13 protein-coding genes are annotated in these 14713 nt (G+C 66.4%); 7 read left to right on the top strand and 6 right to left on the bottom strand.

The window, feature by feature from the left end:
* The first annotated feature begins 2 nt into the window (after positions 1-2).
* From AAHB16_RS03085 to AAHB16_RS03055, 7 genes are read left to right on the top strand one after another with little or no spacing between them, the layout of a single operon-like run.
* Positions 3-1637 (top strand): hydantoinase B/oxoprolinase family protein, encoded by a 1635-nt coding sequence (locus AAHB16_RS03085; RefSeq protein ID WP_342050047.1) that lies wholly within the window; start codon positions 3-5, stop codon positions 1635-1637.
* Between the two features lie 32 nt (positions 1638-1669).
* Positions 1670-2914 carry an ABC transporter substrate-binding protein gene (locus tag AAHB16_RS03080; RefSeq protein ID WP_223851695.1) on the top strand — a complete coding sequence of 415 codons (1245 nt, stop codon included), beginning with the start codon at positions 1670-1672 and terminating at the stop codon, positions 2912-2914.
* Positions 2915-2938: 24 nt separating this feature from the next.
* Positions 2939-3715: an ABC transporter ATP-binding protein gene (locus AAHB16_RS03075; protein WP_150374331.1), complete on the top strand. Its 777-nt coding sequence runs from the start codon at positions 2939-2941 to the stop codon at positions 3713-3715.
* A gap of 1 nt (position 3716) precedes the next feature.
* Positions 3717-4445, top strand: a complete 729-nt coding sequence (locus AAHB16_RS03070; protein WP_342050046.1) for an ABC transporter ATP-binding protein — start codon at positions 3717-3719, stop codon at positions 4443-4445.
* A gap of 5 nt (positions 4446-4450) precedes the next feature.
* Complete coding sequence (locus tag AAHB16_RS03065) at positions 4451-5335, top strand: branched-chain amino acid ABC transporter permease (protein ID WP_342050045.1); 885 nt, start codon at positions 4451-4453, stop codon at positions 5333-5335.
* 20 nt (positions 5336-5355) lie between these two features.
* Entirely contained in the window at positions 5356-6372 is a 1017-nt protein-coding gene (locus tag AAHB16_RS03060; protein ID WP_342050044.1) for a branched-chain amino acid ABC transporter permease, read from the top strand.
* Between the two features lie 18 nt (positions 6373-6390).
* Positions 6391-7335 carry a LysR family transcriptional regulator gene (locus tag AAHB16_RS03055; RefSeq protein ID WP_150374327.1) on the top strand — a complete coding sequence of 315 codons (945 nt, stop codon included), beginning with the start codon at positions 6391-6393 and terminating at the stop codon, positions 7333-7335.
* A gap of 14 nt (positions 7336-7349) precedes the next feature.
* Here the strand turns inward: AAHB16_RS03055 and AAHB16_RS03050 are convergent, their stop codons facing one another.
* The 6 genes from AAHB16_RS03050 to AAHB16_RS03025 all read right to left on the bottom strand — a co-directional run bounded on the left by AAHB16_RS03050 (position 7350) and on the right by AAHB16_RS03025 (position 14492).
* On the bottom strand, positions 7350-8243 hold the full coding sequence (locus AAHB16_RS03050) for a glycine betaine ABC transporter substrate-binding protein (RefSeq protein ID WP_342050043.1): 894 nt from the start codon (positions 8241-8243) through the stop codon (positions 7350-7352).
* A gap of 31 nt (positions 8244-8274) precedes the next feature.
* Positions 8275-9651: an aldehyde dehydrogenase family protein gene (locus AAHB16_RS03045; RefSeq protein WP_150374325.1), complete on the bottom strand. Its 1377-nt coding sequence runs from the start codon at positions 9649-9651 to the stop codon at positions 8275-8277.
* 116 nt (positions 9652-9767) lie between these two features.
* Complete coding sequence (locus AAHB16_RS03040) at positions 9768-11318, bottom strand: UdgX family uracil-DNA binding protein (RefSeq protein WP_342050042.1); 1551 nt, start codon at positions 11316-11318, stop codon at positions 9768-9770.
* 2 nt (positions 11319-11320) lie between these two features.
* A complete protein-coding gene (locus AAHB16_RS03035; RefSeq protein WP_150374323.1) occupies positions 11321-12553 on the bottom strand; it encodes a putative DNA modification/repair radical SAM protein in 1233 nt (410 codons plus the stop codon).
* Between the two features lie 78 nt (positions 12554-12631).
* On the bottom strand, positions 12632-12865 hold the full coding sequence (locus AAHB16_RS03030; RefSeq protein WP_150374322.1) for a DUF2945 domain-containing protein: 234 nt from the start codon (positions 12863-12865) through the stop codon (positions 12632-12634).
* Positions 12866-12923: 58 nt separating this feature from the next.
* Positions 12924-14492 carry a methyl-accepting chemotaxis protein gene (locus AAHB16_RS03025; protein WP_342050257.1) on the bottom strand — a complete coding sequence of 523 codons (1569 nt, stop codon included), beginning with the start codon at positions 14490-14492 and terminating at the stop codon, positions 12924-12926.
* Positions 14493-14713 lie beyond the last annotated feature (221 nt).

The following is a 14713-nucleotide window of genomic DNA, read 5'->3' as shown; positions in this document are numbered from 1 at the left end:
GCATGCCGGTCAATCCGTTCGACAACGCGATCATCAGCCAGAGCATGCTCGCGGCCGCCCGCGAGATGGGCGTCAAGCTGATTCGCTCCGCGTATACCACCATCCTGCGCGAGGCCAGCGACGGCTCCGCCGCGATTGCCAACGTGCATGGCGACATCGTCGCCCAGGCCGAGCTGATTCCCATCCAGCTGGGTCCCATCGGCATGACGCTGAAGGCGCTGCTCAAGAAGCATCCGGCGGAGACGATCACGCCGGACGACTTCATGATCACGAACGATCCGTACTCGGGTGGCCAGCACTTGCCCGACGTCTATATCTTCTGCCCGATCTTCTACAGCGGAAAGCTCATCGGCTTCGCGGCCAGCGTGGCGCACCAGATCGATTTTGGCGGCGGCGCCCCGGGCCTGGACCCCGGTGCCAGCGACATCTATCAGGAAGGCCTGCGCCTGCCGCTGACCAAGTGGTCGAAGAGCAAGGACTGGGACGGCGGTCCGTTCGAGCAGCTCGTGCGCGCCAATATCCGCGTGCCGGACCTGACCATCGGCGACATGAACGCGATGTTCGCGGCCAATGCCATTGCCAATGCGCGCGTCACGCAGCTCTGCGACAAGTACGGCGAAGCGACGGTCACCGAAGTCATGGCCGAAATGGTCAACTACTCGGAGCGCCGCTTCCGCGCCGCCATCCAGCAGGTGCCCGATGGCGTGTACTACGGCGAAGATGTGATCGACGACGACGGTGTCAGCGACGAACCGCTGCTGATCAAGGCCAAGGTCACCGTGGCCGGCGACTCGATCGACATCGACTTCGACGGCAGCAGCCCGCAGGTACGCCGCAACCTCAACTCGCCGTACTCGTGCACGGTGTCCGCCGCGGTCACGGTGGTCAAGTCGATCCTCACCTCGCCGGATATCCCGTTTAACGACGGCATTCTGCGCGCGGTCCGCATCTCGGCGCCGTACGGGTCGATCCTGAACCCGGCGCCGCCGTCGCCGGTGCGCGCGCGCCTGGAGGCCAACTACCGGATCTACAACGCCGTCATGCGCGCGCTGTCCACGGTGGTGCCCGAGAAGGTCATCGCCACGGGCTTCGACACGCTGACCGCCGCATGCTTCTCCATCCAGCGCGACGAGAGCTACAGCGTCTATCTTGAAATCTTCGGCGGCGGCTACGGTGGCTCGCAGCACGGCGACGGTTGCGATGCGGTGGACTCGCCGCTCTCCAATTGCGCGAACACGCCAGCGGAAGCGCTCGACATGGAGTACGACTTCTTCCGTCTGGAGCGTTACGCGCTGGAAGCGGACTCCTTCGGCACGGGCAAGCACCGTGGCGGTGCCGGTTTCAGCCGCGAATACTCGGTGCTCAAGGATGGCGTGGTATTTGCAATCTACGCGGACCGTCACCGTTATGCACCACGCGGGCTCTTCGGCGGCGAGGAAGGCAAGCGCGGCTATTGCGAAATCACGCGCAACGGCGTCACCGAACGCCTGGCGTCGAAGTCGATGGTCACGCTGAACAAGGGCGACCGTGTCAAGGTGTTCATGGGCGGCGGGGGCGGTTACGGCGATGCGAGCGAGCGCACCCCGGAACTGGTGGAAGCCGATATCTGTGATGGCATGGTAGCCAGCGCGCGCTAGACCGTGCGGCACTCTTTGGGGGAATAGAAATCATGAAGCATCGTTTCAGTGGTGTGCTGTCCCAATCGTTTGTGAAGTCGATCGCGGCGTCGGCGCTGCTGCTTGGCGCCGCTGGCGCGCAGGCCGAGATCTCCGACGGCGTGGTCCGCATCGGTCTGCTGACCGACATGTCGGGCGCGTTCTCGCAGTTCTCCGGCCAGGGGTCGGTCGTGGCCGCCCAGATGGCCATCGATGACTGTCTCGCCAGAGAGTGCAAGGGACTGAAGATCGAGCTGCTGACCGCCGACCATCAGAACAAGACCGATATCGCGCTGGCCAAGGCCCGCGAGTGGGCCGACGTCAACAAGGTGGATGCCTACGCTGACATGGTCAACTCCGCGGTGGCGCTCGCCATGGAGAGCCTGGCCGTGCAGAAGAAGAAGGCCGCGCTGTTCGCCGGCGGTCCCGTGCGCATTACCAACGAGGACTGCCAGCCCGAGTACGTCGTGCAGTGGATGTGGGACACCTACTCGCAGACCGCCGCGGCCATCAAGGGCATCGCGCAGGCGAAGCAACGCTGGTACTTCATCACGGTGGACTACGCGTACGGCAACGCGGCGGCCGCCGAGGCGCGCAAGCAGCTGGAGGCGCTTGGCGCGCAGACCGTCGGCGAGACCAAGCACCCGCTCAACAGCAGCGACATGTCGTCGCAGATCATCGCCGCGCAGCAGTCCAACGCGGACGTGATCGCGTACGTCAACTCGGGCGCGGACTCGGCCAATGCCATCAAGACCGCGAGCCAGTTCAAGCTCGGCGCCAAGAAGATGCAGGCGGCGTTCTTCCCGACGGTCTACGAGATCAAGGGCATCGGTCTCGACCAGGCCAAGGGGCTGCGCTTTCCGGAGAGCTTCTACTGGGACATCGACGACGGCACGCGCCGCTTCAGCAAGCGCTTCATGGACATCTACAAGAAGGGACCGCCGTCGCTGACGCACGCCGGTGTCTACTCGTCCGTGCTGCACTACCTGAAGGCCGTGGCATCCAGCAAGTCCGATGACGCCCAGGTGGCCATCCGCACCATGCACCAGCTTCCCATCCAGGACGACGTGGTACGCAATCCCAAGCTACGCCCCGACGGCCGCATGGTGCATGACTACTACTACTTCCGCGTGAAGAACCCCGAGGAGTCGAAGGGGCCGTGGGATCTGTACGCACTGGAGAAAACGCTGCCCGGCGACGACGTATTCCTGCCGGTCGGCAACAGCCAGTGCCGGGTCTTCAAGAACGCCTCGAAGTAGCCCGGCCCCAGGCTCGTACACGGCATGACTCCAGACGATCTGATACTCGAGACGCACGCGCTGACCAAGACGTTCAAGGGTTTTACCGCGGTCAGCGACGTGAACCTGCGCGTGAAGCGTGGTTCGATTCATGCCTTGATCGGCCCCAACGGGGCCGGCAAGACCACATGTTTCAACCTGCTGACGAAGTTCCTCGAACCGACGACGGGCACGATCCTGTTCAACGGTATCGACATCACGCGCGACAAGCCCGCGCAGATCGCGCGCCGCGGCGTGATCCGCTCGTTTCAGATCTCGGCCGTTTTCCCGCACCTCACGGTGCGGGAAAACGTTCGCATCGGTCTGCAACGCCAGCTCGGCACCGCGTTCCAGTTCTGGCGCAGCGAGCGTTCGCTCGACGTGCTGAACGATCGCGCGATGGCGCTGCTGGAGCAGGTCGGCCTGACCGAGTTCGCGGAGACCGTCACGGTGAACCTGCCGTACGGCCGCAAGCGCGCGCTCGAGATCGCCACCACGCTCGCGATGGAACCGGAACTCATGCTGCTGGACGAGCCCACGCAGGGCATGGGCCACGAGGATGTGGACCGCGTGACGCAGTTGATCAGGAAGGTCTCCGCGGGCCGCACGATCCTGATGGTCGAGCACAACATGAACGTGGTCTCGTCGATCGCCGACAAGATCACCGTCCTGCAGCGTGGCGCGATTCTCGCCGAAGGTTCGTACGCGGAGGTGTCGAAGGACCCGCGCGTGATGGAAGCGTACATGGGCACCGTCGATGCCGAACTGCAGGGGGCGCACTGAGATGACATCCACCATCCCTGCCCTCGAGATCGAGGGCCTGCACGCCTGGTATGGCGAATCGCACATCCTGCACGGCGTGAACCTCACCGTGAACCACGGTGAAGTGGTCACGCTGCTGGGCCGCAACGGCGCGGGCCGCACCACGACGCTGCGCGCGATCATGGGCCTCACGGGCACGCGCAAGGGCTCGATCCAGGTGAACGGGCACGAGACCATCGGCCTGCCCACGCACAAGATCGCGCACTACGGCATCGGCTACTGCCCGGAAGAGCGGGCCATCTTCTCGAGCCTCTCGTGCGAAGAGAACCTGCGGCTGCCACCCCCACTGAAGCACCAACGGGCGGGCATGAAGGAGGCCATGAGCGAGGCCGAGATCTACGAGATGTTCCCGAACCTCGCCGAACGCCGGCAGAGTCAGGGCACACGCCTCTCGGGCGGCGAGCAGCAGATGCTGGCCGTCGGCCGCATCCTGCGCACGGGCGCGAACCTGCTGCTGCTCGACGAGATCTCGGAAGGGCTGGCGCCCGTCATCGTGCAGGCGCTCGCGCGCATGATCCTCACGCTCAAGAAGAAGGGCTACACGGTGGTGATGGTGGAGCAGAACTTCCGCTTCGCCGCGCCGCTCGCGGACCGCTTCTACGTCATGGAACACGGCAACATCGTCGAACGCTTCGCGGCCAACGAGCTCCAGAAGAAGATGCCCGTCCTCAACGAATTGCTGGGAGTCTGAACACGATGGATATCTTCGGCTATCCGCTGCCGGCGCTGCTGTCCCAGCTGCTGCTGGGCCTCGTCAATGGCGCGTTCTACGCGATGCTGAGTCTGGGGCTGGCCGTGATCTTCGGCCTGCTCAACGTGATCAATTTCGCGCACGGTGCGCTGTTCATGCTCGGCGCCGTGCTCGCGTGGGCCGGCATGGAGTATGCGGGCCTCAACTACTGGGTGATGCTCGCACTCTCGCCGCTCGTTGTCGGCGCGCTCGGCGTGATCATCGAGAAGACCATGCTGCGGTGGATCTACAAGCTCGATCACATCTACGGCCTGCTGCTGACGCTCGGCATCACGCTCGTGATCGAGGGCGTGCTCCGCTCCATCTACGGCGTGTCGGGCCTGCCGTACTCGCCGCCAGAAGCGCTGCAGGGCGCGACCGACCTCGGCTTCATGATCCTGCCGAACTATCGCGGCTGGGTCGTGGTGGCCTCGCTCGTCGTCTGTATCGCCACGTGGTACGTGATCGAGAAGACCAAGCTCGGCGCCTATCTGCGTGCCGGCACCGAAAACCCGAAGATGGTCGAGGCGTTCGGCATCAACGTGCCGCTCATGGTCACGCTGACGTATGGCTTCGGCGTGGCGCTGGCCGCGTTCGCGGGCGTGCTCGCGGCGCCCGTCATCCAGATCTCGCCGCTCATGGGCCAGAACCTGATCATCGTCGTGTTCGCGGTGGTCGTGATCGGCGGCATGGGTTCGATCATGGGCTCGATTCTCACGGGCCTGGGCCTCGGCGTCATCGAGGGCCTGACCAAGGTGTTCTATCCCGAGGCCTCCGCCACGGTCGTGTTCGCGATCATGGCCATCGTGCTGCTGATTCGTCCCGCCGGCCTGTTCGGCAAAGACAAATAGAACCCCTGAGGATTCCTGCCGTGGACAAGAAAATACTCCCCCTGCTCGTTCTCGTCGTCATCCTCGTCGCGCCATTTGCGGGCGTCTATCCGCTGTTCGTGCTGAAGGTGCTGTGCTTCGCGCTGTTCGCCTGCGCGTTCAACCTGCTAATCGGCTACGCGGGCCTGCTGTCGTTCGGCCACGCGGCACTCTTCGGCGGCGCCGGCTATATCGCGGGCCATGCGCTCAAGCACTGGGGCATCACGCCCGAGCTGGCCCTGCTCGTGGGCACGCTGACCGGTGCGTTACTCGGCGCGGGCATGGGTGCGCTGGCCATTCGCCGCCAGGGCATCTACTTCTCGATGATCACGCTCGCCCTCGCGCAGATGCTGTACTTCGCCTGCCTGCAGGCGCCGTTCACGGGGGGCGAGGACGGCCTGCAGGGTGTGCCGCGCGGCAACCTGTTCGGCCTGCTGTCGCTGGAGGACGATCGCGTGCTCTATTACGTGGTCGTGGCGATCGTCGCCGCCGCATTCGTGCTGCTCGGCCGTATCGTCGCCTCGCCGTTCGGGTCCGTGCTGGCCGCGATCAAGGAGCATGAGCCGCGCGCCGTCTCGCTCGGCTATGACGCGGACCGCTTCAAGCTGCTCGCGTTCGTGCTGTCGGCCGCGATCTCCGGGCTTGCCGGCTCGCTCAAGGTGCTCGTGCTCGGTTTCGAGACGCTGACCGACGTGCACTGGTCGATGTCGGGCACCGTGATCCTGATGGCGCTGCTGGGCGGCATCGGCACGCGCTGGGGCCCCGTGCTCGGTGCGCTCGTCATCGTCACGCTGGAGACGCGCATCGGCGATATCGGCGCCTCGCTCGCATCGCTGACCGGCATTCCTGCACTCAACGCGCTCGGCGAATCGGTCACGATCGTCAGCGGACTGTTGTTCGTGGGCACGGTGATGTTCCTGCGCGGTGGCCTGATCTGCGCACTGGCGCCCATCGCGCGTACGAAGCGCGCCATGCAGTTGCGGCGCGTCGCGGCTCGGGACAAAATGCAGGAGACTTGAAACATCAGGAGTACCCGCATGCTGGATATCCGCCAACTGCACTATTTCGTGGCGGTCGCCGAGGACGAGCACGTCGGCCGTGCCGCCGAACGGCTGCATATTTCCCAGTCTCCGCTGAGCCGGCAGATCGCCCAGCTCGAGGAAAAACTCGGCCTCGTGCTGTTCGAGCGCGCGCAGCAACGCATTCGCCTCACGCGCGATGGCCGGGTGTTTCTTGCCGAGGCGCGCGCGTTCCTCACGCACGCCAGCCGGCTTGAATCGCTCGCGCGACGGCTCGGCAGCGGCGACGAAGGCGGCCTGTGCATCGGCTACCTCGAGTACGCGATGCATTCGGGCGTGCTGCCCAATGCGTTGCGGCAGCTGCGCGAGACGCGCCCCGCCGTGCATATCGCGCTCTACAACCAGCAATCGGCCGCGCAACTCGAAGGCCTGCGCCAGCGCAGCCTCGATATCGCGCTGGTCTGCGAGCCCCCTCCGGCCGACGATCCCGATCTCGACGCGGCGCAGGTGCTCAACGATCCGATGCTGCTCGTGCTGCCCGCCTCGCATCCGCTCGCCAACGCCACGCAGTTCACGCCCGACGACCTGGCCGCGCAGGAGTGGATCGGCGTGATGCACAAGGAAAGCGTGCTGCGCCACGATACGTTCATCGCCGCGTGCGCGCGGGCCGGCTTTACGCCGACGATCAAGATGGAAGCGACGGAGCCGCTGGCCGCGCTGGGACTCGTGGCGGCCGGGCTCGGGGTGACGACGATCCAGCAGAGCCTGCGTCACCAGGCGCCCGATGGCGTGGTGCTGCACGAACTGCCGTGGTTCGCATATCGCACGCCGCTGTGGGCGGCATGGCATCGTGTGAATCTGCGCCCGCTCGTGGAGTCGTTCCGCAAGACGCTGCTCGATGTAAGCAGCGCCAGGGCCGCGGCCACCGAGGCGCTCGAGGCGGCCATTGCCAGCGCCGCCTGAAGACTAGCCCCGCATTACTGCGCGAACCATGCCTTGACGATGTCGGGGTTCGCGCGCATCCAGTCGCGCGCGACCTGCGCCGACGGCTTCTTGTCCACGACGATCTGCCGTTCGAGCTCGGTCACGACGGGAATGCCCAGCTGCACGCGCGACAGCACCGTGCGCGTGCGCGCGGGCCATGTCTCCCATATCGCCTTGCGTACCACCACCACCGCCCGATCGGTACCGAACACGCCCTGCGGTTCCTCGAGCGCGCGCACCGGATATACCGCGTTCAGGTACTGCGGCTGCCAGAGCGGCATGACCATCCACTTGCCCGATGCGGTCGCGTCGGCGAGGCGCCTGGCCCATTCCGGCGCCGGCGCGATGCCGAGCTTGTAGCCGGCCGCTTCGAGCCCGTAGCGCTTCATGATCTCGCCGGAACCCACCATCAATCCCGACCCGGGCCCGACGCCGATGATGTCCTTGTCCATGCGCGCGGCCACGTCGGGCTTGCGCAGGTCATCCACCGAACGCACCGCCGATTCGGGCACATGCGCGGGCACGGCCCAGTAGAGCTTCGCGCCCTCGTAGAGCGTGGTCGCCTCGACAAGCTGGCTGGCGAGCGGCGCCTGCAGCTTGCCATGCGCATTCGGCAGCCACGAGGCGACGAGCATATCGACCTCCCCCTTGCCAAGACGGTCGTAGATGGTCGGGTGATTGCCTTCGGACACGGTGACCTTGTGGCCCAGATCTTCGAGCACGGCCTGCACCACCGCGCCGGTGGCGACGTAGAAGGTCAGGTTGATCTGGCCCATCGTCACGGGGGGCGCACTCTGCGCGCGGGCAGGTGTCACGACTCCCGCGACTCCCACCATTCCCAGGCTCACGGCCACCGCGGCCAGCGTTCGCACGACATGCTTCAACATCGATTCCTCTCCGAGGGTGGTAAAAAATGGGTCATGACTTGAAGACGATCATCTTCTCTTCGGTCATCTCATCGACGGTCCACGGAATGCCGCCGATGCCGTAACCCGATTCGCGGCGGCCCGCAAAGGGCATCCAGTCCGTACGGAACGCGGTGTGGTCGTTGATCATGACCGCCGAGGCATCGAGGCGCTCCGCCGCGTCGAGCGCCACGCGCAGGTTCTCGGTGAACACGCTCGCCTGGAATGCGACCGGCAGCGAATTGGCCGATTCGATCGCCTCGTCGATATCGGTGTAGCGATAGATGCAGGTAAGCGGACCGAAGACTTCCAGCGTGGAGACCTTGGCATCGCGCGGCGGTTCGACCAGCACCGACGGCTTGAGCGTGGTGTCGCTCAGACGGCCGCCGCCGATCAGCCGCGCGCCGCCGGTCACGGCCTCGTCGATCCAGCTCTGCACGCGCGCGGCCTCCTTCGGCGAGATCAGCGGCCCCACTTCCGTTTCCGCCAGCGTGGGATCGCCCACCTTCAGTTGCGCCACGCGCGCGGCAAAGCGCTCGGTGAACGCGTCGGCAAGATCGGCATGCACGTAGATGCGCTGCGTGGAAACGCAGACCTGCCCCGCGTGGTAGTACCCGCCCTTGACCAGCGGCTCGACGATCTTGTCGAGATCGGCGGAGCGGTCGATGATGGCCGGTGCCACGCCGCCGTGCTCGAGCGCGCAGCGCGCGCCCGGCGCGAGCTTCGAACGCAGATGCCAGCCCACGCGCGCGGAGCCGATAAAGCTCAGGAATGCCGTGCGCGGATCGGTGACGAGCTTCTCGGCGAGGTCGGTCGATTCAGGCACGAAGGTCTGGCACCAGCCATCGGGCAATCCCGCCTCCCGCACGAGTTCGGCGAACCGCAGGCAGGACAGCGGCGTCGGCCCCGCGGGCTTGATGATGACCGGACAGCCCGCGACGATGGCCGGCACGATCTGGTGCACGACGAGATTCAGCGGATGATTGAATGCCGAGATGGCCGCCACGACGCCGATCGGCTCGACGATCGTGAACGCGCGCCGCGCGTCGCTCGCGCGCGTAAGGCCCATCGGAATCTCACGCCCGGCCTTCGTGCGCAGCACGTCGATGCCATTGCGCACGCCATCGATCGCGCGATCGGTCTCGATCAGCGCATCGGTCAGCGGCTTGCCGCCCTCGCGCGCGATCTGCATGCCGAGCGCATCGCGTTCGGCCTCCATGAGCGCGGCCAGCCGTTGCAGGATGGCCATGCGCTCATGAACGGGAATCCATGTGGACCGGTCGCGGAACAGCCGCCGGGCCGTGACGAGCTTGCGCTCCAGCGCCGCGGCGTCGTCGCTCTCGATATCGGCAATCGGCTTGCGGTCGAACGCCTGGACAACTTCGATCATGGCAGGACTCCTCGTTCATCGGTGATCACCCTGGAAACTAGCAGTCCGCACGATAGTGCGTGGTTAAACGCTGTGAAAATGTAACGCCGACGACGCTTGCGTGTGCACGAATCTTCTTAGCTGTCGGCGAGCCGTCTCGCGCAGGCCATGGCCGCTTCGATGGCAGCCGCGATCTTCTGCGGCGCGCCCGGTTCGCGCGCGCGCAACGCGTACGACGGATGCCATGTCGCGACGAGCCACGTGCCGTCGTCGGTACGAACGGGGGTGTCCAGATAATCGCGCAACTCGGCCTTGTGCCCGAGGATCGCGCGCAGGGCCGTGGCACCGAGCGTGACGATGACCATGGGCCGCACCGTCGCGCGCTCCTGTTCCAGCCAGTGGGCGCAGGCCTCCACCTCGCGTTGCGCGGGGGTCTTGTGCAGGCGCCGCTTTCCGCTTGCGATCCATTTGAAATGTTTGACCGCATTGGTCATGAAGACCGTGTCCGGTGCCACGCCGGCGCGGCGCATCGCATCGTTCAGCACCTTGCCGGCGGGACCCACGAACGGCCGTCCGGCCAGATCTTCCTGATCGCCGGGCTGCTCGCCCACGAGCATGATGCGCGCGGCGTCCGGGCCGTGGCCCGCGACCGCCTGCGTCGCGTGCTGCCAGAGTTCGCAGCGGCGGCATTGGTCGAGCGACGTCGGGGCCGCGCGCTGCGGCAACGCCTGTTCGGCCTCCACGGCCACCTGCTTGCCGCGCATCGCGCCCACGGTGCCTGCCTGCGCCACGCGGCGCGCGCCATTGCGCGCTTCGGCGACCATGCCGGGAATCAGCGCGCCTTCGGGCAGGCCTTTCCAGAAGCGCACCGGCATGTGCTGGTGCAGCGCGCCCTCGTTGATGCGCGCCGGATTGAACGTGCTGCGGTAGTACGCGAGCCATAGCGGTTCGGCGCGGTCGCCGGCGGCGGCGTTGTGCAATGCCGCCGCGCCGGACGCATCGGCGTCGTCCGGTGCCGCCGACAACTGCATCGTCTGGCCGTTCCAGAGCGCCGCGCCCTGCGGCGTGCCGATCCACCACGATGCCGTGCCCATGCGTTTGGCAAAATGCTCGGCCGCTTCTTCGAGCACGTCGTGGTCCGGTTCGTACCATGCGACGAACTGCGGCAGATCGCCGGCCACTTCGCCGGCGGCGATGGCGTCGGCCTCGGGGCCGGGCGGCGGCCCGCCGCATTCGCGAAAGCGCACGTAGGCGATCATGTCGTGCATCGCGCGGCGGACCGATTTCGCCATGGCATGCAGGCGCGCGCCGTCCTCGTCGGCGGCGGAGGCGACGGCGCGGTCGCCCTGCTGCCAGCGCCAGAGCACGCGGTAGAGGAATGCCCAGCGTTCGGGCGAGCGGAATCGCGCGGCGTCGCGCAGCAACTGGGAAAGCGCTTTGGAAATGCGGACCTGGGGAGGTGACGGCGATGCAAGTGCCGGCGATGCAGCGGCCTCGGGGAATGCATCCGGGACGGGTGCGGCGTCCAGCGCCAGTTGCTCCATCGCCGTCGCCCGCCCCGGGCCGCGTTCGAGCCATGTCACCGTTTCCGGCGCCCACTGCGCGGCCAGCGCGCGCAATGCCTGCTCGCGCCACGCGGCATAACCGCCGCCGACCGCGCACTCGACGGTAAGCGTGCGCGCGGCCATGCTCATAACAAGGCGAGTTGCTGCTGCATCGGCTGCAGCGGTGACAAGGCGCGCCGCAGTTGCTCGGACGTCGGATCCGCGAGCGCGGGCCGATAGTCCTGCACGACGACGAACGGCTTGACCGTATCCATCGCACACCGCAGCCGCACGAGGTCCTGGTACCGCACCGCGCGCAACCGCCGCAACTCGGCGATCCGTTTGGCATTGCGCATGCCGATGCCCGGCACACGCGCAATCATCCGCTGCGGCGCGCGATTCAGATCGACGGGAAACGACTCGCGGTGTGCCAGCGCCCAGGCCAGCTTGGGATCGATATCGAGCGGCAGGTCGCCATCGTTCTGGAACAGCTCCTCCGCGCCGAACCCGTAGCCGCGCAACAGAAAGTCCGCCTGATAGAGCCGATGCTCGCGCAACAGCGGGGGCGCCTTGGCCGGCAACCCGCCGGGACTGTCGGGGATCGGGCTGAACGCCGAGTAATAGACGCGCTTGAGCTTGTACGCGCCATAGAGCGTCTGCGCGGTCTGGAGAATCGTGCGGTCATCGGCGTCATCGGCGCCGACGATCATCTGCGTGCTCTGTCCGGCCGGCGCCTTGGCTGGCGCATGATGCGGCGCCCGCTTTTCGTGCTCGGCCTCTTCCTGCGCCAGCCGGATGGTCCCCATCGCGCGCTTGATCGTATGCACGCTCTTCTCGGGCGCCAGCCGCTGCAGGCCGCCGTCGGTCGGCAATTCGATGTTGACGCTGAGCCGGTCCGCATGACGTCCGGCCGCGTCGATCAGTTTCGGATCGGCATCCGGAATCGTCTTCAGGTGGATATAGCCGCGGAACCGATGGTCCTCGCGCAGCGATCGCGCCACCTCGACCAGCTGCTCCATCGTGTAGTCGGCGCTGCGGATGATGCCCGAGCTCAGGAACAGCCCGTCGATATAGTTGCGGCGGTAAAAATCGAGCGTCAGGTCCACGACCTCGCTCGGCAGAAACCGCGCCCGGGGCACATTGCTGGACCGCCGGTTCACGCAATATTGGCAATCGTACTGGCAGAAATTGGTCAGCAGGATCTTGAGCAGCGAGACGCAGCGGCCATCCGGCGTAAAGCTGTGGCAGATGCCGGCGCCCGTGCTGGCACCCAGCCCCTCTCGCCCGCGCGAGTCGCGCCTGGGCGCACCACTGCTGGCGCAGGAGGCGTCGTACTTGGCGGCATCCGCCAGAATCTCGAGTTTGGTGAGCAGTTCCATGGGGGCGGGCGCCGATACTGTATGGATATACAGTATTCTACGCATCTGCCTCCGACATGCAAGGTGCGTGCACCGGACTCAGCCGATCTTCTTCAGCGCATCCGCCTTGTGAATCGCTTTTTTCCCGCTGCGTGCGCTCTTTACCTCATATTGCGGGTCGGCCGGCGTGGCCTTGGCCGTATGGCCGCCGGCCTTGGCGGTAGCGGTCACCTTGCGGGTGACCGTGCCTTCGGTGGGGCCTTGCGAGGTCTGCCAACGGACCTTGTCCCCCTTCGAGACGCCCTTCGAGACGCCCTTCGATACCTTGGTCATGCCGCGCTCCGGTGGATGATCGATACACCGGGGCGCGCAAGGACCGTGCCTTGCCCGATCACGCCGCCCGGAAGTACGCCACCGCGCGATCGAGTTCGCGCCCCTGGTCTTCGAGCGAGCGCGAAGCGGCAGCCGCCTGCTCCACGAGCGCGGCGTTGCGCTGCGTCACCTCGTCCATCTGCACGATCGCCTGATTGATCTGGCCGATGCCACGGCTCTGCTCGCCGGCCGCGCTCGTGATCTTGGCGATGATCTGCGTCACGCGCTCCACCGCGTGCATGACCTCGGACATGGTCTTGCCCGCTTCTTCCGCTACGCCCGACCCATTGCGGATCTTTTCCAGCGACGCATGGATCAGCGTCTTGATCTCCTTGGCCGCCGTCGAGGAACGCTGCGCCAGCGTCCGGACCTCGCCCGCCACCACCGCGAAGCCACGCCCCTGCTCCCCGGCACGCGCGGCTTCCACGGCCGCATTGAGCGCGAGGATATTGGTCTGGAACGCAATGCCCTCGATGATCCCGACGATGTCCTCGATGCGCGCCGAGCTCTCGTTGATATCGTGCATCGTGCGCACCACGTTACCGACGTGGCCGCCGCCGCGCCGCGCCACATCGGAGGCATCGGACGCCAGATCGTTGGCGCGCGTCGCGTGCTCGGCCGTCTGGCGCACCGTGGTGGTCAGCTCTTCCATGCTCGCCGCGGTTTCTTCGAGCGATGCGGCCTGCTGCGTGGTGCGCGACGACAGGTCGTCGGTGCCGGAGGCGATCTCGGCCGAACCGGAAGCAATCGCGTCGGACGCATGGCGGACCTTGCCGATGAGGTGCACCAGCCCGTTCTGCATCACGCCCATGGACGCCAGCACGCTGCCTGCGTAGGCGGCGTCCGCACCGTCGATCGGGCTCAGGTCGCCCGACGCCACGCGTTGCGTCGCCGCGCTCAGGACCGACGGTTCGGCACCGAGCGCGCGCAGCAGCCCGCGCGTGATCAGCAGCCCGAATCCGATGGCCGCCGCCAGCGCGAGGAGGCTGATGCCCAGCACCGTGTTGCGCAGGGTCACGGCGCGCGCTTCGGCGTCGCTCACGCTCTGTTCGGCGCGGCCAGCCGTGTATTGCTGGTAGGCGTCCGTTGCCTGTACCAGCGCGGCCAGCAGCGGCCGGCATTCGACGTTGATCTTGGTGACGGCCTGCTCGCGCTCGCCGGCCATCGCCAGACGCACGATATCGAGCGCGACGGGCCCATAGCGCGACTCCACGCGCGCGATATCCGCCACCAGCCTGCGCGCGGTGTCGCTCGCGTCCGGCGCGCTCGCAATGCGCGACTGCAGCGTTTCCAGCTTGTGCATGACTTCCTCGTGGGCGCGCTGGACTTCGGCGTACTCGAGCTTGCGGTCCGCGTCGGTAGTGACCAGCACGAGATTGCGCGCCGCGATGGCACGTCGATCGACGGCCGTGCGGATGTCGTGCGCAAGCAGCGCCCGGCCGTTGATGCCGTCGATAAATCCGGCAAAGCGGCGATTGGCGTCGCCGAGCGCATAGATCGACAGTGCCGACACGATCAGGACAATGGCCACCAGCGCGCCATAACTCGCGCGCAGCTTGCCCCGGACGGTCCAGGATTTGCTGAACATCATGAAGAACTCCCCGTTCTCTAGCTTGTTTGACGAGTGCACTGCGAGGTCTCTGACGGACCTGTGGACGCCAGTCGTGCCAGCGCTGCCCGTATATCGGCAGCGCTCGTTAAACCCGAAGGGGAATCTTCGCGTAACCGCTCTGCACCACGTCCTCTGCACCACTTTTTCGGCTCATGTACCATGCGCGATGCACGGCGCGAACGCGCCGGTTTCCGCAG

Source organism: Cupriavidus sp. OTU4054 (assembly GCF_038440175.1).
In the GTDB taxonomy this organism is placed as follows: Bacteria; Pseudomonadota; Gammaproteobacteria; order Burkholderiales; family Burkholderiaceae; genus Cupriavidus; species Cupriavidus pauculus_D.
The sequence above is the reverse complement of the archived record's forward strand: the minus strand, read 5'-3'. Positions and strand labels throughout refer to the sequence as shown.